At 70.7% G+C, this 19,249-nt stretch carries 18 protein-coding genes; 15 read left to right on the top strand and 3 right to left on the bottom strand.

The window, feature by feature from the left end:
- Nucleotides 1-31 precede the first annotated feature (31 nt).
- Together pgsA and ACWGST_RS06745 are read left to right on the top strand one after the other, a co-directional pair.
- Nucleotides 32-634: a CDP-diacylglycerol--glycerol-3-phosphate 3-phosphatidyltransferase gene (gene pgsA, locus ACWGST_RS06740; protein ID WP_452045890.1), complete on the top strand. Its 603-nt coding sequence runs from the start codon at nucleotides 32-34 to the stop codon at nucleotides 632-634.
- A 13-nt stretch (nucleotides 635-647) separates the two neighbouring features.
- A complete protein-coding gene (locus tag ACWGST_RS06745) occupies nucleotides 648-1,166 on the top strand; it encodes a CinA family protein (RefSeq protein ID WP_452045891.1) in 519 nt (172 codons plus the stop codon).
- 8 nt (nucleotides 1,167-1,174) lie between these two features.
- Here ACWGST_RS06745 and ACWGST_RS06750 read toward each other — a convergent pair whose 3' ends face one another.
- Together ACWGST_RS06750 and ACWGST_RS06755 are read right to left on the bottom strand one after the other, a co-directional pair.
- Entirely contained in the window at nucleotides 1,175-1,858 is a 684-nt protein-coding gene (locus ACWGST_RS06750; protein WP_452045892.1) for a response regulator, read from the bottom strand.
- Nucleotides 1,855-3,480, bottom strand: coding sequence for an ATP-binding protein (locus tag ACWGST_RS06755; RefSeq protein WP_452045893.1), 1,626 nt, complete (start codon nucleotides 3,478-3,480; stop codon nucleotides 1,855-1,857). The genes ACWGST_RS06750 and ACWGST_RS06755 overlap by 4 nt, the downstream gene beginning before the upstream one ends.
- Before the next feature lie 209 nt (nucleotides 3,481-3,689).
- Here ACWGST_RS06755 and ACWGST_RS06760 point away from each other — a divergent pair, with 209 nt between their 5' ends.
- From ACWGST_RS06760 to dapF, 10 genes are all read left to right on the top strand, one after another.
- On the top strand, nucleotides 3,690-4,766 hold the full coding sequence (locus ACWGST_RS06760) for a Bug family tripartite tricarboxylate transporter substrate binding protein (protein WP_452045894.1): 1,077 nt from the start codon (nucleotides 3,690-3,692) through the stop codon (nucleotides 4,764-4,766).
- Nucleotides 4,763-5,320, top strand: a complete 558-nt coding sequence (locus tag ACWGST_RS06765) for a tripartite tricarboxylate transporter TctB family protein (RefSeq protein ID WP_452045895.1) — start codon at nucleotides 4,763-4,765, stop codon at nucleotides 5,318-5,320. The genes ACWGST_RS06760 and ACWGST_RS06765 overlap by 4 nt, the downstream gene beginning before the upstream one ends.
- Complete coding sequence (locus ACWGST_RS06770; protein ID WP_452045896.1) at nucleotides 5,313-6,896, top strand: tripartite tricarboxylate transporter permease; 1,584 nt, start codon at nucleotides 5,313-5,315, stop codon at nucleotides 6,894-6,896. Before ACWGST_RS06765 ends, ACWGST_RS06770 begins: the two co-directional genes overlap by 8 nt.
- A gap of 177 nt (nucleotides 6,897-7,073) precedes the next feature.
- On the top strand, nucleotides 7,074-7,382 hold the full coding sequence (locus tag ACWGST_RS06775) for a helix-turn-helix domain-containing protein (RefSeq protein WP_056013571.1): 309 nt from the start codon (nucleotides 7,074-7,076) through the stop codon (nucleotides 7,380-7,382).
- 69 nt (nucleotides 7,383-7,451) lie between these two features.
- Complete coding sequence (locus ACWGST_RS06780; protein ID WP_452045897.1) at nucleotides 7,452-7,697, top strand: DUF3046 domain-containing protein; 246 nt, start codon at nucleotides 7,452-7,454, stop codon at nucleotides 7,695-7,697.
- A gap of 333 nt (nucleotides 7,698-8,030) precedes the next feature.
- Complete coding sequence (gene recA, locus ACWGST_RS06785; protein WP_452045898.1) at nucleotides 8,031-9,104, top strand: recombinase RecA; 1,074 nt, start codon at nucleotides 8,031-8,033, stop codon at nucleotides 9,102-9,104.
- Nucleotides 9,105-9,138: 34 nt separating this feature from the next.
- Nucleotides 9,139-9,765: a regulatory protein RecX gene (locus ACWGST_RS06790; RefSeq protein WP_452045899.1), complete on the top strand. Its 627-nt coding sequence runs from the start codon at nucleotides 9,139-9,141 to the stop codon at nucleotides 9,763-9,765.
- A 42-nt stretch (nucleotides 9,766-9,807) separates the two neighbouring features.
- Nucleotides 9,808-11,382 (top strand): tRNA (N6-isopentenyl adenosine(37)-C2)-methylthiotransferase MiaB, encoded by a 1,575-nt coding sequence (gene miaB, locus ACWGST_RS06795; RefSeq protein WP_452045940.1) that lies wholly within the window; start codon nucleotides 9,808-9,810, stop codon nucleotides 11,380-11,382.
- A 1-nt stretch (nucleotide 11,383) separates the two neighbouring features.
- Nucleotides 11,384-12,304, top strand: coding sequence for a tRNA (adenosine(37)-N6)-dimethylallyltransferase MiaA (miaA, locus tag ACWGST_RS06800; protein ID WP_452045900.1), 921 nt, complete (start codon nucleotides 11,384-11,386; stop codon nucleotides 12,302-12,304).
- A gap of 61 nt (nucleotides 12,305-12,365) precedes the next feature.
- Nucleotides 12,366-13,247 carry a diaminopimelate epimerase gene (dapF, locus tag ACWGST_RS06805; protein ID WP_452045901.1) on the top strand — a complete coding sequence of 294 codons (882 nt, stop codon included), beginning with the start codon at nucleotides 12,366-12,368 and terminating at the stop codon, nucleotides 13,245-13,247.
- A 76-nt stretch (nucleotides 13,248-13,323) separates the two neighbouring features.
- Here the strand turns inward: dapF and ACWGST_RS06810 are convergent, their stop codons facing one another.
- Complete coding sequence (locus ACWGST_RS06810) at nucleotides 13,324-13,938, bottom strand: class I SAM-dependent methyltransferase (protein WP_452045902.1); 615 nt, start codon at nucleotides 13,936-13,938, stop codon at nucleotides 13,324-13,326.
- A 42-nt stretch (nucleotides 13,939-13,980) separates the two neighbouring features.
- Between ACWGST_RS06810 and hflX the strand changes: the two genes are divergently transcribed.
- From hflX to metE, 3 genes are all read left to right on the top strand, one after another.
- A complete protein-coding gene (gene hflX, locus ACWGST_RS06815) occupies nucleotides 13,981-15,510 on the top strand; it encodes a GTPase HflX (RefSeq protein ID WP_452045903.1) in 1,530 nt (509 codons plus the stop codon).
- A 270-nt stretch (nucleotides 15,511-15,780) separates the two neighbouring features.
- Nucleotides 15,781-16,776 (top strand): methylenetetrahydrofolate reductase, encoded by a 996-nt coding sequence (locus ACWGST_RS06820; RefSeq protein ID WP_452045904.1) that lies wholly within the window; start codon nucleotides 15,781-15,783, stop codon nucleotides 16,774-16,776.
- Complete coding sequence (gene metE / locus ACWGST_RS06825) at nucleotides 16,773-19,124, top strand: 5-methyltetrahydropteroyltriglutamate--homocysteine S-methyltransferase (RefSeq protein ID WP_452045905.1); 2,352 nt, start codon at nucleotides 16,773-16,775, stop codon at nucleotides 19,122-19,124. The genes ACWGST_RS06820 and metE overlap by 4 nt, the downstream gene beginning before the upstream one ends.
- The last annotated feature ends 125 nt before the right edge of the window (nucleotides 19,125-19,249 follow it).

A 19,249-nucleotide genomic window follows, 5' to 3' on the forward strand; every position in this document is an offset into this window, starting at 1 on the left:
CGCGGACGCGCCCGGCCGGTAGTCTGACCGTATGACCTCCTCCGCCGGCACTCCCGCGCGATCGGCGAACTGGAACCTTCCGAACGCGATCACCGTCGTCCGCATCCTCGCGGCGCCCGTCTTCTTCTGGATGCTGCTGGCCGATGACGGCGCCGACGGTGCGCTCCGGTGGTGGGCGGCGGCGCTGTTCATCGTCGCGATCGCGACCGACGGCATCGACGGACACATCGCGCGGTCGCGCGGCCTCGTGACCGACCTCGGCAAGATCCTCGATCCGATCGCCGACAAGCTGCTGACGAGCGGGGCGCTCGTCTGCCTCTCGATCCTCGGCGAGCTGCCGTGGTGGGTCACCGCGATCATCGTCGTGCGCGAGGTCGGCATCACGGTGTGGCGCCTCGTCGAGCTTCGCAGGGGAAACGTCGTGCCCGCGTCATCCGGTGGCAAGCTCAAGACGCTCGTGCAGTCGGTCGCGATCTCGTTCGCGCTCGTGCCGCTCTGGACGATCGTCGGCGACTGGATCTTCTGGGTCAACGGAGTGCTCATGACCGCGGCGGTCGTGCTGACGCTCTGGTCGGGCCTGCTCTATGTTCGCGACGCCGTGCGCCTCGCGCGCGCGCGGCGCGACGCGAGCTGAGACGGTCGAGCGGATGCCTCGTGACACGGGCGGCTCGGCGGCCCGACTCATCGCGGAGCTGACCGGGCGCGGCCTGAGCGTCGCCGTCGCGGAGTCGCTCACCGGTGGTCTCGTGGTCGCCGAACTCACGAGCGTGCCGGGTGCATCGGTCGTCGTGCGCGGGGGCGTGGTCGCGTACGACACAGCGGTGAAGCGATCGGTGCTGGGGGTCGATGCGGCGCTGCTCGCCGCAGAGGGTGCGGTGGATCCCGAGGTGGCCCGGCAGATGGCCGATCGCGTGCGCGAGGTGTTCGCGGTCGACGGCCGGCCCGCCGATCTCGGCATCGCCACGACGGGTGTCGCAGGGCCGAGCGATCAAGACGGCAAGCCGCCGGGCACCGTGTTCGTGGGCATCGCCTTCGCGGGCGAGGTCGCCGCGATCGAGCTCTCGCTCCACGGCACGCGTGCGGAGATCCGCGTCGCGACGGTGCAGGCGGCGATCGAGGCGGCGCTCGGGGCGGCGCTCTCCGGCGTCGCCGATCTGCGCGGCTGAGCGGCGCGTCAGGCGCGCGGCAGGCGGTATCGGTGCTCGGGGCGTCCGGCCGTGCCGTAGCGGGGTGAGACCTCGGCTGCACCGCTCGCGACGAGGTGCTCGAGGTAGCGGCGGGCGCTGACCCGCGCCATGCCGAGCGATTCGGCGATCTCGGCCGCCGAGGCATCCGTCTCGCGGCTGGCGAGTTGTGCCGCGACGCGCTCGAGACTGACCGCCGACAGTCCCTTCGGCAGGGGTGCCCGACGTGCGGGCGCGGCACCGAGCACTTCGTCGACCGCGCGCTGGTCGAGGGCGGCGCCAGGCATCGCGAGATTCGCGACGATGCCGCGTCGCACTTCGTCGAGCCGTTCGCCGAGCGTGGCGCCCGAGAAGGGCTTGACGAGGTAGTGACGCACGCCGAGCTGCCGAGCGCGGCGCACCGTGTCGAGATCGCGGGCAGCGGTGACGGCGATCACCTCGACATCGTCGTCGGCGGCGCGCAGCCGGCGCAGCACGTCGATGCCGCCGAGGTCGGGCAGGTAGACGTCGAGCAGCACGAGCTGGGGCCGGTGCAGCTCGATCGCCGACAGCGCCTCCGCGCCCGTGTGCGCCTCGGCGACGACGGTGAAACCCGGCCGGGTGTCGACGAAGGCCCGGTTGACCTGCGCGACGGCGAAGTCGTCGTCGACGATCACGACACGGATGTCGCTCATCGTCCGGCCCCGGCGGTGCTCGGCGTGCCGGCGGTGCTCGGCGAGCCGGCGGTGCGCTCGAGCGCCGGCCACGGCAGGCGTGCGGTGAACCGCGCGCCGCCCGTCGGCGAGGCGGCGACCGCCACCGAGCCGCCGAGCCGCGCGGCGATGCGCGTCACGATCGTGAGTCCGATGCCGCGCCGCGCCTTGCCGGGCGTCGCCGACTTGTCGCTGACATCGGGCTCGAAGATCGCGCCCCGGCGTTCGGGCGCGATGCCCGGCCCGTCGTCGTCGACGCCGACGACGACGGCCCCCGCTTCGAGGTCGTCGCGGATCGAGAGCGTGATGCGCCCGCCGAGCACGCACGCCTCGATCGCATTGTCGAGCAGGTTGCCGACCACGGTGACGAGTTCGGTGCGCGGCGCGTCGTCGTCGACGGTGTCGAGGTGCGAGGCCGGGTCGAGCACCAGTGCGATGCCGAGCTCTTGCGCGCGCGATCGTTTGGCGAGCACGAGGGCGGCCGTCTCGACGTCGCCGATGCCGTCGTGCTCGTCGAGCGGCGAGAGCGCGCCGCCACTGCCGACGCGTTCGATGAAGGTGATCGCCGCGTCGACGTGGCCGAGTTCGAGCAGGCCGCTCACGACGTGCAGCTTGTTGGCGAACTCGTGCGATTGGGCGCGCAGACCCTCGGCGAGGCTCTGGGCGCCCTCGAGTTCGCGCAGCGTGGTCTCGAGTTCGGTGCGGTCGCGCAGGATCGCGATCGATCCGACCTCGCGGCCGTCGACGCGCACGCGGTCGCCGTGCACGAGCAGCACGCGTTCGCCCGACAGCACGGGCGTCTCACGGTCTTCGCCCGAGGCGATGAAGCTCGCGAGTTCGCGATCGAGCACCTCGCCGACCTGCAGGCCGAGCACCGCGCTCGGCTCGACGACGTCGAGCAGGCGGGCCGCGGCGTCGTTCATGAGCACGATGCGTCCGCCGTCGTCGACGGCGACGAGCCCTTCGCGGATGCCGTGCAGCATCGCCTCGCGGGTCTCGAGCAGGGCGCGGATCTCGTCGGGTTCGAGCCCGTAGATGCGGCGACGGATGACGCGGCCGATCCACGCCGAACCGATGACGCCGATCACGGCGGCCGCGACGAGGGCCGCGAGCAGCACCGTGAGCCCGCCGGCGAAGTCGGCGCGCAGCTCGGACTCGAGGATGCCGACCGAGACCTGCCCCATGACCTCGCCGTCGGCCGCGAAGATTGGCACCTTCACCCGCCACGACTCGCCGAGCGTGCCGGTCTGCGTGCCCACGTACACCTGGCCAGAGAGGGGGATCGCCGGGTCGGTCGAGACCCTCTCGCCGATGCGGTCGGGGTTCGGGTGCGAGTAGCGGATCCCGAGGTCGTTCGCCACGACGATGTACGTGACGTTCGATGCACGCCGAACCACTTCGGCGACGGGCTGGATCGTCGCCGACGGGTCGAGGTCGTCGAACGCCTCGGTGATGACGGGCAGCCCGGCGACCGACTGCGCGACCGCGATCATGCGGTCTTCGTAGGCGTCGCGTAGTTGCTGCTCCTGCAGCCAGATGGCTGCTGCGCCCGTGCCGACCACGGTCGTGAGCACGATGACGAGCTGCAGCAGCAGGAGCTGCATGCCAAGCGTCATCGACCGGCCCACTCGACAAGTGTGCCGCACGCCGGCCGGGTGGAAGACCCCGGCGCCGTGACCAATACGACCGAATCGACCGAAACGACCACTACGACCCTTACGACCGCAGTCTTCCGCCGCACGAACCGCCCGCCATAGCGTCGGCGGCACATCGATCGTCAGCCCGCGGATTCGCGGGCACTCAAGGAGGAGCTTTGCGATCTCACAGCCGGCCGCACCAGGCCGCAACCACCCGAACCTCGCGCACACCGCTGCGCACTCCGCTGCGCATCGCGCTCGCCGGCGTCGGCACCGCCGCCCTGCTCGGCCTCGCGGCCTGTGCGGCCCCAGCGGGCGGCGACGGCGATGAAGCGGATGCCGCGGCGGCATCCCTCGACGCCGTGAATCTGATCGCCCCCGCCGACCCCGGCGGCGGCTGGGATCAGACCGCCCGTGCCATGTCGCAGGTACTGACCGACGAGGGCCTCGTCTCGCAGGCGCCCGTGCAGAACATCGGCGGCGCGGGCGGCACCGTCGGTCTCGCCTCGCTCGCGAACGAGAAGGACCCGGCGACCCTCATGGTCACGGGCCTCGTCATGGTCGGCGCCGTCGAGACGAACGCCTCCGACGTGCGCATCGAGGACATGACCCCGATCGCGAAGCTCACCGAAGAGGCGCTCGTGCTCGTGGTGCCCGCCTCGTCGCCGTACAAGACCACTGAAGACCTCGTCGACGCGATCGTCGAACAGGGAGCCGCGATCTCGGTCACGGGCGGTTCGGCGGGCGGCGCCGACCACATCCTCGCGGGCATGCTGCTCACCGAGGCGGGCGTCGATCCCGCCGACATCCCGTCGACGCTCAACTACATCCCGAACTCGGGCGGCGGCGAAGCCGTCACGATGCTGCTCGGCAACACCGTGCAGGCGGGTATCTCGGGCGTCGGCGAGTTCGTCGAGCAGATCGAGGCCGGCGAGCTGCGCGCCCTCGCCGTCTCGTCGCCCGAGCCCGTCGACCTCCTGCCCGACACCCCGACCCTCGTCGAAGAGGGGTACGACGTCGAACTGACGAACTGGCGGGGGCTGCTCGCCCCCGGCGGCATCTCCGACGCCGACATCGAGGCGCTCACGACGCTCGTCACCGAGATGCACGACTCCGAGGGCTGGAGTGCGACGCTCGAAGAGAAGGGCTGGGCCGATGCGTTCCTCGTCGGCGACGAGTTGCAGGCGTTCCTCGATGCCGACATCGTCGAGGTGACGAAGACCCTCACGACGATCGGCCTGGTCGCCCCGTGACCGAGCTCTCCCCGGCTCCCCTCGGCGCTCCGGCGCCGGGGGGAGCCGCCCCCGTGCGCACGCCGATCGGCGAGTACGCCTTCGCCGCGGTGTGCGCCGCCCTCGGTGTGTACGCGATCATCGGCGCCGGGTTCATCCGCGTTCCGCCGGGATCGGCGAGCGTGCTCGGGCCACGGGTGTTCCCGTACGCCGTCGGGGTGCTGCTCGTCGCGGCATCCGTCGCCGTGATGGTGCAGGTGGCGCGAGGGCGCCGCGGAGTGCCCGACGACGGCGAAGACGTCGACCCCGATGCGCCGACCGACTGGCTGACCGTCGGCAAGCTCGTGGCGTGCTTCCTCTCGCAGGTCGTGCTGATCGAGTTCGCGGGGTGGCCGTTGGCGGTCACTGTGCTCTTCGGGGGCGCGGCCTGGTCGCTCGGCGCCAAGCGCTGGTGGATGGCCGTCGCCATCGGCTTCGGCCTCGGCATCGTCACCCAACTCGTCTTCGGCGCATGGCTCGGACTCTCGCTCCCAGCCGGCCCGCTTCTCGACTGGATCCCGATCTTCAATGGATAGCCTCACCGCACTGCTCGAGGGCTTCGCCACTGCGCTGCAGCCCCAATACCTGCTCTACGCGCTCTTCGGCGTGTTCATCGGCACGGCCGTCGGCGTGCTGCCGGGCATCGGGCCCGCCATGACGGTGGCCCTGCTGCTGCCGCTCACCTACTCGCTCGACCCGACGGGCGCGCTCATCGTGTTCGCCGGCATCTACTACGGCGGCATGTACGGCGGGTCGACGACGTCGATCCTGTTGAACACGCCGGGGGAGTCCGCGTCGATCGTGACGGCGCTCGAGGGCAACCGCATGGCCAAGGCGGGGCGCGGGGCCGCGGCCCTCGCCACGGCGGCGATCGGCTCGTTCGTGGCCGGCACGGTGGCCACGCTCGCCCTCACCTTCCTCGCGCCCGGCATCTCGAAGCTCGCCGTGCAGCTCGGCCCCGCCGACTACTTCGCGCTCATCGTCGTCGCGTTCCTGACGGTCGGCGCCCTGCTCGGGTCGAGCGTGCCGCGCGGTCTCGTCTCGCTCGGCCTCGGCCTGCTGCTCGGACTCGTCGGCACCGAGGTGCTCTCGGGGCAGCAGCGGTACACCTTCGGCGTGCCGAGCCTCGCCGACGGCATCGACGTCGTCATCATCGCGGTCGGCCTCTTCGCCCTCGGCGAGACGCTCTATGTGGCGTCGCGGCTGCGGCACGGCTCGGTGCACGTCATCCCGATCACCAAGGGCTGGCGCAGCTGGATGACCCGTCGCGACTGGTCGCGCTCGTGGCGACCCTGGCTGCGCGGCACCGTGATCGGGTTTCCGATCGGCACGATCCCGGCGGGCGGGGCGGATGTCGCGACCTTCCTCTCGTACGCCGCCGAACGCCGACTTGCCAAAGGCGATGCCCGGGCCGAGTTCGGCCGGGGCGCGATCGAGGGGGTGGCGGGGCCCGAGGCGGCCAACAACGCGGCGGCGGCCGGCGTGCTCGTGCCGCTGCTCACGCTCGGCCTGCCGACGACGGCCACGGCGGCGATCATCGTCTCCGCGTTCCAGTCGTACGGCATCCGGCCGGGGCCGATGCTGTTCGAGAACCAGTCGGGTCTCGTCTGGGCGCTCATCGCGAGCCTCTACATCGGCAACGTGATGCTGCTCGTGCTGAACCTGCCGCTCGTGGGCATGTGGGTGAAGGTGCTGCGCATCCCGCGGCCCTACCTCTATGCCGGCATCCTCGCGTTCGCAGGGCTCGGCGCGTACGCGCTGCACTTCAACGTCTTCGACACGGTGACCCTGCTCGTCGTCGGGCTCGTCGGCTTCTTCATGCGTCGCTACGGGTACCCGGTCGCGCCGATGGTGGTCGGCGGCATCCTGGGCCCGATGGCCGAGGAGCAGCTGCGCAAGTCGATGGCGATCAGCCAGGGCGATCTCGCCTACCTCGTGCACAGCCCGTTCGCGATCATCGCCTACACGACCCTCGCCGTCATCATCGCGCTCGGCATCTGGCTCAAGCGCCGCAAGGCGAAGCTTGAGGCGACGCCCACACTCGTGCCGACGGCGGCCATCGCCGCGGTGCACAGCGGCGCGTCGGAGGAGCGCGGGTCCGGGGCATCCTGAATTCTCGGAAATGAGGCGGGAGCGCGGAATAGTCTTCGTGAACACCCTGTTACATGTGGCAGGTTCACACGAAAGCTCCAGTGTGCAACGCTAGATTGATACAGCGAAGAGTCGGCTAAACTGACGCTTCCGTTCTCGGCTCCGGGGGAGCCGACGGCAGAGAGAAGGAGGTTCCCGATGGTCCTGGTTCGACAGGAGATCGGCGATGTGCTGAGGGACTTCCGCCTGCAGAAGGGTCGCACCCTTCGTCAGGTCGCGTCCAAGGCCAGCGTTGCGCTCGGCTACCTGAGCGAGGTGGAGCGGGGCCAGAAAGAGGCGTCCTCCGAGATCCTCGCCTCCGTCGCCGACGCGCTCGACACGCCCATCTCGGTGATCATGCACGAGGTCGGCGACCGCATCGCGGTGCTCGAAGGCCTCTCGGTGGTGCCCGACAGCCTGCCCGACGAGCTCGTGGCCGAGTTCGACGCAGACCTGATGGTCCGCTGACCCCACGTACATTCGCACTGCAGATCGGCCGGTCGTGAGACCGGCCGATCGTGCGTCGAGAGGATTCCCGTGAAGCTGAGCGAGTTCCAGGCCGCGGTCGCCGACGAGTTCGGCGCCGGGTACGGCAGCGTCGTCGTCGGCGATCTCGTGCTCTCCTCGCTCGGCGGGCGCACGGCCCGCGAGGCGCTCGCCGCCGGCGTGCGGCCGCGCGAGGTCTGGCTCGCACTCTGCGAGGCGACGGATGTCCCGGAGGAGCGCCGACACGGCGCCGGCCGGCCGGTGCCGGGGGAGACGCGCACACCGCGTCTCTCCTGAAGCTCGCGCGTCCGCCCTGACGCCCGCGCCTGTCGTGATGCTCGCGACTCGACCCGAAGACGTGTTCGACACGCGGGGGTTTCTTCGAACATGCATTCGGAGACTGCGCTAGGCTCCTCCACAGCAGGAGGAACGGCGCAACCGTCCACATCCTCGCCGAGATCGGCGTCGGATGTCGGTGGCCGGCCATACGGTCGATGCGTCGGAACACACCGCAACCGCCTTGTCGCGAGACGCCGCGGGTCAGCACCGGCCGGTCCACTCCAGCCGGGGCCCGCAACGTGGAACGACAGCCTAGAGGCAGCCGCAATCGAGCACGAAGGAGCCCCACCCATGGCATCATCAGCAGACCGCGAGAAGTCCCTCGAAACCGCACTCGCGCAGATCGACCGCCAGTTCGGCAAGGGCTCGGTCATGCGCCTCGGCAGCGAAGATCGCGCCCCCGTCGAGGTCATCCCCACCGGTTCGATCGCCCTCGACATCGCGCTCGGCATCGGGGGTCTCCCGCGCGGCCGCATCATCGAGATCTACGGCCCCGAGTCCTCGGGCAAGACCACGCTGACCCTGCACGCCATCGCCAACGCGCAGCGCAACGGCGGCATCGCCGCATTCATCGACGCCGAGCACGCGCTCGACCCCGAGTACGCGAAGAAGCTCGGCGTCGACATCGACGCGTTGCTCGTCTCGCAGCCCGACACGGGCGAGCAGGCGCTCGAGATCGCCGACATGCTCGTGCGTTCCGGCTCCATCGACCTCGTCGTCATCGACTCGGTCGCGGCGCTCGTGCCTCGTGCCGAGATCGAGGGCGAGATGGGCGACTCCCACGTCGGCCTCCAGGCCCGACTCATGTCGCAGGCGCTCCGCAAGCTCACGGGCGGTCTCAGCCAGACCAACACCACGATGATCTTCATCAACCAGCTGCGCGAGAAGATCGGCGTGTTCTTCGGCAGCCCCGAGACCACCGCCGGTGGCAAGGCGCTGAAGTTCTACGCCTCGGTGCGACTCGACATCCGTCGCATCGAGACGATGAAAGACGGCACCGAGGCGGTGGGCAACCGCACCCGGGTGAAGGTCGTGAAGAACAAGATGGCCCCGCCCTTCAAGCAGGCCGAGTTCGACATCCTGTACGGCACTGGCATCTCGCGTGAGGGCAGCCTCATCGACTTCGGCGTCGATCAGGCGATCGTCAAGAAGTCGGGTGCGTGGTACACGTACGACGGCGACCAACTGGGGCAGGGCAAAGAGAACGCCCGCAACTTCCTGCTGCAGAACCCCGACATCGCGGCCGACATCGAGCAGAAGATCCTCGTGAAGCTGGGCGTCGGTCAGCCGGCCGCTGCTGCCGGTGCGGCTGCTCCGTCGAACGTCGAGCCCATCGCACCGAAGCTCGGCCGCAAGGGCGCCTGAGTCCGAACCACGACATGACCGGGGTGAGTCAGACATGAGCGACGCATCATCAGAACGACTCGCCCCGGTCACGTACCTGCCGTGGGCGAGGTCGGGGGCTGTGCGACCCGCGCCGGCAGTGTCATCGGCGCGATCGGCGTCGTCGGCGTCGTCGGCGTCGTCGGAGCCATCGGAGCCCGAAGAGTCCGGGGCCGAGCGCGATGAGCGCATCGACCGGCTCGTCATCTCGAGGCTGCGGCGCTCGGCGCTCTCGATCTCAGAGGTGCGGGCGGTGCTCGTCGAGCACGGACTCGACGACATCGAGGTCGAGGAGTGGATCGAGCGCTACGAGCGACTCGGCTACCTCGACGACGCGAAGCTCGCCGAGCAGCTCGTGCACAGCCACGGCGTGCGGCGGGGCAAAGGCAGCGGGGCGATCATGCAAGAACTCGGGCGGCGCGGCGTCGACAGCGCGCTCGCGCGTGCGGCCGTCGAAGACCTCGACCCCGAGACCGAGCTCGACAATGCACGCACCGTGGCCGTACGTCGTGCGCGTCAGTTGCACGGCCTCGACCGACAGACCGCCGAACGCCGGTTGTCGGCGTTCCTGCAGCGTCGCGGCTATCCGGGCGACATCGTGCGCGAGGCGGTGACGGAGGCACTCGCCGGGGAAGGCTCGTAAACTGGTGCGATCATGAGCACCATTCACGACGTCTCCATCGAGATGCCCCGCGACCAGGTCGCCGAAGCGGCAGCGTCGCCGCGCACCTACGAAGTCCGCACGTTCGGTTGTCAGATGAACGTGCACGACTCCGAGCGGCTCTCGGGCTCGCTCGAAGCCGCCGGTTATGTTCCGGCCAACGGCGCCGAGGCCGACATCGTCGTCATCAACACCTGCGCCGTGCGCGAGAACGCCGACAACAAGCTCTACGGCAATCTCGGCCACCTCGCTTCGGTCAAGCGCCGTCACGAGGGCATGCAGATCGCCGTCGGCGGCTGCCTCGCCCAGAAAGACAAGAACGTCATCCTCGAGAAGGCGCCGTGGGTCGATGTCGTGTTCGGCACGCACAACATGGGCGCCCTGCCGAGCCTGCTCGAGCGTGCCCGCCACAACGACGAGGCGCAGCTCGAGATCCTCGACTCGCTCGAGGTGTTCCCGTCGACTCTGCCCACCAAGCGCGACTCGAGCTACAGCGGCTGGGTGTCGATCTCGGTCGGCTGCAACAACACCTGCACCTTCTGCATCGTGCCGGCGCTCCGTGGCAAAGAGAAAGACCGCCGCCCGGGCGACATCCTCGCCGAGATGCAGACCCTCGCCGACGACGGCGTGATCGAGATCACGCTGCTCGGCCAGAACGTGAACTCCTACGGCGTCGAGTTCGGCGACCGCCAGGCCTTCGGCAAGCTGTTGCGCGCGGCCGGCGCCATCGAGGGCCTCGAGCGCATCCGCTTCACGAGCCCGCACCCCGCGGCGTTCACCGACGACGTCATCGAGGCGATGGCCGAGACCCCCAACGTCATGCCGCAGTTGCACATGCCGTTGCAGTCGGGTTCCGACCGCATCCTCAAGGCGATGCGTCGCTCGTACCGTTCCGAGAAGTTCCTCGGCATCCTCGACCGGGTGCGCGCGCGCATCCCGAACGCCGCGATCTCGACCGACATCATCGTGGGATTCCCGGGTGAGACCGAAGACGACTTCCAAGAGACCCTGCGCGTCGTCGAGGCGGCGCGGTTCGCCTCGGCGTTCACCTTCCAGTACTCGATCCGCCCCGGCACGCCCGCGGCGACGATGCCCGACCAGGTGCCGAAAGAGGTCGTGCAAGAGCGCTACGAGCGACTGCTCGCCCTGCAAGACCGCATCGCGCTGGAAGAGAACCAGCGTCTCGTCGGCCAGCCGGTCGAGGTGCTCGTCGCCACCGGCGAGGGCAAGAAAGACGCCGAGACACACCGCTTGAGCGGCCGCGCAGAAGACAGCCGTCTCGTGCACTTCGAGGTTCCGGCCGGCTCGGAGCAGCCTCGCCCGGGCGATGTCGTGTCCGTCACGATCACGCAGGCCGCACCCTTCCACCTCATCGCCGATGCGCCCGACGGTGCGCCGCTGCGCGTGCGCCGTACGCGCGCGGGCGACGCGTGGGATCGCGCGCAGGCCGAGAGCTGCGGCGTACCGGCCGACCCCGGGGCATCCGTCGCCGGTCGGGTCTCGCTCGGCCTGCCGACCCTGCGACCGAGCGAAACCGCGCTCGCCGCCCCCGGCATCGGCACCATGCCGATCTACGACCCCGCCGACGGCCAACGCTGACGTGACGCTCATCGCGATCGTCGGTGCGACCGGCACCGGCAAGTCCGCGTTCGCGCTCGATCTCGCAGAGGCGTTCGGCCGGGTCGGCCGCGCCGTCGAGGTCGTCAACGCCGACGCGATGCAGCTCTACCGCGGCATGGACGTCGGCACCGCCAAGCTCCCGCTCGCAGAGCGGCGGGGGGTGCCGCACCACGTGCTCGACGTGCTCGACGTCGTCGACGAGGCATCCGTCGCCGCGTATCAGTCTGCCGCGCGTGCCGCCGTCGACGACGTGCTCGCCCGCGACGGCGTCGCGCTGCTCGTCGGCGGCTCGGGGCTCTACGTCTCGTCGGTCATCCACGACTTCAGATTTCCCGGCACGGATGCCGCGGTGCGCGCGCGGCTCGAAGCAGAACTCGCCGCTCAGGGCCCTGGCATGCTCCATGCGCGGCTGCGAGAGATCGACCCCGAGACGGCCGCGAGCGTCGACGCGCTGAACGGACGCAGGCTCGTGCGCGCGCTCGAGGTGATCGAGGTGACCGGCGAGCCGAAGGCAGCCCGCCTGCCCGACGAACCCGTGCCGTGGCGACCGCACCGCATCGTGCATCTGCGCAGCGACCGGGCGACACTCGTCGAGCGTCTCGACGAGCGCGTCGAGGGCATGTGGCGCGGCGGCCTCGTCGACGAGGTGCGGGGGCTCATCCCGGCGGGCATCGAGCGCGGCGTGACCGCGAGCAAGGCGATCGGCTACGCACAGGCGCTCGGCGAGATCACCGGCCGGCTCTCGCGGGCCGAGGCGATCGCCGAGACGCAGCAGCTCACTCGCACGTACGCCCGGCGGCAGGTCGGCTGGTTCAAGCGCTACCGCGAGGCGGTCACGATCGACGCCGACGACGCCGTGGCACGCGGCACGGAACTCGCCCGGATCGCAGCAGCAGACTGATCGAATGCCGTTCGACCTACGGCTCGCCGAGGGCGCCGGCTCGCAGCCATAGACTGATTCGATGGCATTCGATCTGCGGTTCACCAAGGGCCAGGGCACCGGCAACGACTTCGTGCTCTTCAGCGATCCCGAGGGGGAGTCGGAGCTGACCCCGACCCAGATCGCCGCGGTGTGCGACCGCCGGTTCGGTGTCGGCGCCGACGGCGTGATCCGGGCCGTGCGTTCGGCCAACCTCGACGCGGGCGCCGCTGCCCTCGCCGAGAACCCGCAGGCGTCGTGGTTCATGGACTACTGGAACGCCGACGGCACCGTATCGGAGATGTGCGGCAACGGCATCCGCGTGTTCACGAGCTACCTGATCGACCAGGGCCTCGCCGATCTCGCCATGGGCGACACGATCGCGATCGGCACTCGTGCGGGCGTGCGCACCGTGCGCCGCACCGCCACCGGGTTCGAGGCCGATCTCGGCCTCTGGCGTCTCGACGGCGGCGAGCCGCTCGTGCGCGGCAAGAGCCTGCCCGTCGCCCGGCCCGGCCTCGGCATCGACGTCGGCAACCCGCACATCGTCGTCGCCCTGGCCGACGACGACGAACTCGACGCACTCGACCTCGCCTATCAGCCCGTCATCGAGCCCACGCCCGAGGCCGGCGCCAACGTCGAGTTCGTCGTGCCCGCCGAGCCGCTCGTCGAAGACGGCGTCGGTCGCATCCGCATGCGGGTGCACGAGCGCGGCTCGGGCGAGACGCTCTCGTGCGGCACGGGGGCGGTCGCTTCGGCACTGGCCGTGCGGTATTGGGCCGGCGAAGCCGCCCCCGACCGCTGGCGTGTGCAGGTGCCGGGCGGCGTGCTCGGCGTGCGCATGTTCCAGGCCGCCGACGGCGAGCACGTCTCGCTCTCCGGGCCGGCCGAGCTCGTCTTCGACGGTGTGCTCAGCCTCGCCTGACGCATCCGCTCCCTGAGCTCGTCGAAGGGCGCTTCGACAGGCTCGCTTCGACGGGAGCAGCGACCGGGCGGGCTCGTCAGCGAGCGGATGCCGCTGCGCTCACCTCGAGCACTCGGAACCCCTTGTCTTGCGCCGCACGATCGACGTCGAAGCCGAGCCCGTCGCCGATCCAGCGCTGCAGCGACTCGGCGCCGAGGTGCTTCGCGACGACGAGCCACGCGCTCGCGTCGTCGTCGAGCCGGGGCAGCCAGCGCTCGAGCAGTGCGTGCAGTTCGGCTTTGCCCACCCTGATGGGCGGGTTCGACCAGATGCCGGCGAACCGCACGTCGCCCGGCACGTCGTCCGGCAGCACCGCCTTGACGTTCGTCAGTCCGAGGCGGGCGCAGTTTCGGCGCACCAGATCGAGGGCGCGTTCGTTGACATCGACGGCCCACACCGTGGCGTCCGGTGCCCGAAGCGCCATTGAGATCGCGATCGGGCCCCAGCCGCAGCCGAGGTCGAGCAGTTCACCGCTCGCCGGCGGCGCGGGGGCACGGTCGAGCAGGATGCGGGTGCCCGTGTCGAGATGTTCGGGGCTGAAGACCCCGCCCGAGGTCGAGAGCGACAGCTCGCGCCCGGCGAGGGTCACGGAAATGGTGCGGAGAGTGGCCTCGCCGCCCGGACGAGAGGAGAAGTAGTGGTCGGAGGCCATACAGGGGAACCTATCGCAGCGATGGGAACTAGGGTTAACGCGATGAATGACGCCGAACGCAACTCCGCAGACGACGCCGTCGAGCGAGTGCTCAAGGGCGCAGAGACCAAGGCCGGCGTGACGCGCTTCGGCGCCGACTCGGCTGAGGCGCTCAGGTCGCCCGACTCGGTCGACCTGTTCGACTCCGACTCCGACGGCGAGCAGTACGACCGTGAGGCGCGGGCCGGGCTCCGCCGGGTCGGCGGACTCTCGACCGAGCTCGAAGACGTCACCGAGGTCGAGTACCGGCAGCTGCGCCTCGAGAACGTCGTGCTCATCGGCGTGTACTCGCAGGGTGCGCAGGTCGACGCCGAGAACTCGATGCGCGAGCTCGCGGCCCTCGCCGAGACGGCGGGCGCGCGCGTGCTCGACGGCGTGCTGCAGCGGCGCCCGCACCCCGACCCGAGCACGTACCTCGGTCGCGGCAAGGTCGAGGAGCTCCGGCACATCGTCGCCTCGCTCGGCGCCGACACCGTCGTCGCCGACACCGAACTCGCACCGAGCCAGCGGCGCGCGCTCGAAGACGCGATCAAGGTCAAGGTCATCGATCGCACCGCCGTCATCCTCGACATCTTCAGCCAGCACGCGAAGAGCCGCGAGGGCAAGGCGCAGGTCGAACTCGCGCAACTCGAATACCTCCTGCCGCGACTCCGCGGCTGGGGCGAGTCGATGTCTCGTCAGGCCGGTGGCCAGGTCGGCGGCGCCGGTGCGGGCATGGGCTCCCGCGGGCCCGGTGAGACGAAAATCGAGCTCGACCGCCGCCGCATCCATTCACGCATGGCGAAGCTGCGCAAGCAGATCGCAGGCATGAAGCCGGCACGTGAAGCCAAGCGCGCCAACCGCAAGCGCAACGCCGTGCCGTCTGTCGCGATCGCGGGGTACACGAACGCGGGCAAGTCGAGCATCCTGAACCGCATCACCGGTGCCGGGGTGCTCGTCGAGAACGCCCTGTTCGCCACGCTCGACGCGACCGTGCGGCGCAACACCACGGCCGACGGCCGGGTCTACACGATCGCCGACACCGTCGGCTTCGTGCGCAACCTTCCGCACCAGCTCGTCGAGGCGTTCCGCTCGACGCTCGAAGAGGTCGGCGACTCCGACCTCATCGTGCACGTCGTCGACGCAGCCCACCCCGACCCCGCCGGGCAGATCGCCACCGTGCGCGATGTCATCGGCGAGGTCGGCGCCCGCGACATCCCCGAGCTCATCGTCTTCAACAAGGCCGACCTCGTGACGGCCGAAGACCGCCTCGTGCTGCGCGGCCTCGAACCGGGTGCGATCTTCGCCTCCGCCCGCACGGGCGAGGGCATCCCCGAGGTGCTCGAGGCGATCGCGCGCATGATGCCCGACCCCGCCGTCGAGATCGACCTGCTCGTGCCCTACGACCGCGGCGACATCGTGTCGAACCTGCACGAGACGGGCCGCGTGCTCTCGATCGAGTACCACGAAGACGGCACCCGGGTGCGTGCACTCGCGTCGCCCGAACTGGCCGGCCAGCTCGAGGAGTTCGCCGTGAGCACCGCGAAGGCCTGAGCCGAGCCGTCCGCTCGCCGTGCCGAACTGCGGATGCCTCGGCGAGGCGACCGCTACTTCGGCGACGTCCGCGTCACCGTGCGTCACAGTCGTGGCGGCGCCCTGCGAGGCGGCGTATCGTCGCTCCTGATCGATCAGTGACCGGCCGAAGCGGGTCACTCGGAGCGACCGCCGAGCCCGGCACCCGCCCGCGACATCCACCCGCCGTTTCGGCCGGGGGAACGCGGCCTGCCGTGTTCTTCCCGTTGCCGCTCGCCCTGCAGGAGCACCATGGCATCGACCGCAAGCGACGCATCGGGCGCCGACTGTACGCCCCGACTGCCACTCTCGTTCGAGCTGTACCCGCCGCGCACCGACGCCGCGGCGCTCGCCCTCGGCCGCACGATCGACCGGCTCGCCGAGGTCGACCCCGCGTTCATCTCGGTGACGTTCGGCGCCGGCGGCAGCTCGCGCGCCCGCTCGCTGACGGTGCTCCGGTACATGCTCGAGCACACGCACGTCGAGCCGATGGCGCACCTCACGTGCGTGGGCTCCTCCTATGCCGAGGCCAACCGGCTCGTGCGCGAGTTCCTCGATGCGGGCATCACGAGCTTCCTGGCCCTGCGCGGCGACCCGCCCGTCGATGCCGACCCCGACGCGGGCATCGGCGACCTCGGCAGCGCCGCCGAGCTCGTGCAGCTCATCCACCGGGTGCAGGAGGAGCGCGAGCCCTTCGAGCAGGTCGGGGTGCCCGGCAATCCCGGTGCTTCGCGCATCACGGCGCGGCCCCGACCCGAGCGGGTTGCCGTCGCCGCCTTCCCGACGGGGCATCCGCGGTCGCGGAACCTCGATCACGACGTCGACACGCTCCTCGCGAAGGAGATCGCCGGAGCCAACCTCGCGATCACGCAGCTCTTCTGGCGGGCCGACGACTACCTCGGCTTCGTCGAACGCGCCCGCACGGGCGGCGTCACGATCCCGATCCTTCCCGGCATCATGCCGGTCACGACCCCCGCCCGCCTCGCGAGGCTGACGGAGCTGACCGGCGTCGAACCGCCGGCCTCGCTCGCGATCGACCTCGAGATCGAACCGGATGCCGCGGCCCAGACCGAACTCGGCATCGACTTCGCCACCCGGCTCGCCGCCGAGGTGATCGCGGGCGGCGCACCGGGCCTGCATCTCTACACCTTCAACCGACATGAAGCCGTGCTCGACGTCGTCGACCGGCTCGACCTGCGCACCGAGCGAACCGAGCGGTTCGCCGACGAGAGGAACACCGCACGATGACCACCCCCGCACCCGTCTTCCCCAACGCGACGATCCTGGGCTATCCGCGCATCGGTCGCCGCCGTGAGCTCAAGCGGGCCGTCGAGGCGTTCTGGGCCGGATCGATCTCGGCCGCAGAACTCGAACGGCAGGCCGCCGAACTTCGCGCGGCGACTCGCGAGCGCCTCGCGTCGCTCGGGCTGGCCCGCACCGGCTCGGCGATCCCCGAGACCTTCTCGTTCTACGACCAGGTGCTCGACGCCGCCGTCGCGGTGGGTGCAGTGCCCGAGCGCTTCGCCGGTCTCGCCGATGAGCAGGGTCGGTTCGACCTCGCCGCCTACTTCACGATCGCCCGCGGCGTCGGCGACGACGCCCCGCTCGAGATGACGAAGTGGTTCGACTCGAACTACCACTACCTCGTGCCCGAGATCGGCCCCGACACCGAGTTCTCGCTGCACGCCGAGCGCATCCTCGCCGAGTTCGCCGAGGCGAAGGCGGCGGGGTTCACGACCCGGCCCGCGATCGTCGGACCCGTGACCTTCCTCCTGCTCGCGAAGGCGGCCGACGGTGCTCCGACGGGCTTCGCGCCGATCGACCGGCTCGCCGATCTGGTGCCCGTCTACGCGGCGCTGCTCGAGCAGCTCGCCGCCGCCGGTGCGGAGTGGGTGCAGCTCGACGAGCCCGCACTCGTGAGCGAGAGCATCGACGCCGACCGGGCCCGGGTGATCGAGTCGGTCGGCATCGCCTACGACGCGCTCGGCGCACTCGAGGCCCGCCCGGCGATCTTCGTCGCCGCGCCCTACGGCTCGCTCGACGCTGCCCTGCCCGCCCTCGCTGCGACCCCGGTCGAGGCGATCGGCCTCGACCTCGTGCGCGGTTCGCTGCCCGACGGGCTCGACCCTGTGGCGGCCGAGTCGCTCGCCGCGAAGACCCTCGTCGCCGGCGTGATCGACGGTCACAACATCTGGCGCGGCGACCTCGCCGCCGCGTTCGATCGCGTCGCGGCCGTGCAACGCCTCTCGCCGACCGTCTCGGTGTCGACCTCGACGTCGCTCCAGCACGTGCCGCACGACGTCGCCGACGAAGACGAGCTCGACGCACGGCTCGCCTCGTGGCTCGCGTTCGCCGACCAGAAGGTGGGCCAGGTCGCCGTGCTCGGTCGCGGACTCGCCGAGGGGCGCGACGGGATCGAGGGCGAGCTCGCCGCGGCATCCGCTGCCCTCGCCGATCGTGCCGGCGCACCCGGCGTGCGCGTGCCCTCGGTGCGCGGCCGCCTCGCCGGCCTCGCCGACCGCGACTTCGCGCGTGCGGGGTACGACGAGCGGGTCGCGGCGCAGCAATCGCTCGGCCTGCCCGAGATGCCGACGACGACGATCGGCTCGTTCCCGCAGACGGCCGAGATCCGTCGCGCACGCGCCCGTCTCGTCAAGGGCGAGCTGCCCGCCGACGATTACGCTGCGCTCATGCGCGCCGAGATCGAGCGCGTCGTGCGGTTGCAGGAGGAGCTGGGGCTCGACGTGCTCGTGCACGGCGAACCCGAGCGCAACGACATGGTGCAGTACTTCGCCGAGCTGCTCGACGGTTTCGCGGTCACCAAGCACGGCTGGGTGCAGTCGTACGGCTCGCGCTGCACGCGGCCGTCGATCCTCTGGGGCGACGTCTCACGGCCGGCCCCGATGACCGTCGAGTGGTCGAGCTACGCGCAGTCGCTCACCGGGCAGCACATGAAGGGCATGCTCACCGGACCGGTCACGATCCTCGCCTGGTCGTTCGTGCGCGACGACCAGCCGCTCGGCGACACGGCGCGACAGGTGGCCCTCGCCCTCCGCGACGAGATCGCCGACCTCGAGACCGCCGGCATCCGCATCATCCAGGTCGACGAGCCGGCCCTGCGGGAGCTGCTCCCGCTGAAGCTCGCCGACCAGCCCGCGTACCTCGACTGGTCGGTCGGCTCGTTCCGCCTCGCGACGGGCGGCGCCGTGCCCGGCACGCAGGTGCACACGCACCTCTGCTACTCGGAGTTCGGCGTCGTCATCGACGCGATCAAGAACCTCGACGCCGACGTCACCTCGATCGAGGCGGCCCGCAGCCGCATGGAGGTCGTCGACGACCTCGAGACGAGCGGGTTCGACCACGGCATCGGTCCGGGCGTCTACGACATCCACTCGCCGCGCGTGCCGGGCGTCGCGGAGGTGCAGGCGCTGCTCGAGCGCGCGGCCGGGGCGATTCCGGCGACGCGGCTCTGGGTCAACCCCGACTGCGGCCTGAAGACCCGCGGCTACGACGAGACCGTCGAGTCGCTGCGGCACCTGGTCGAGGCGACGGCGGCGGTGCGGGCGTCGCTGACGGCGCCGGTTCTCGCCGGGTAGCGGCGACGACCGAGTGGATGTCGCGGCTCGCGGCATCCGCTCGGTCTCCCGAGTGGATGTCGTGGTTCGCGGCATCCACTCGGCTCATGCGGGGGTGACGCACAGGCGCGGCGGGTACCGTCGAG

This window comes from Agromyces sp. NPDC055520 (assembly GCF_053619715.1).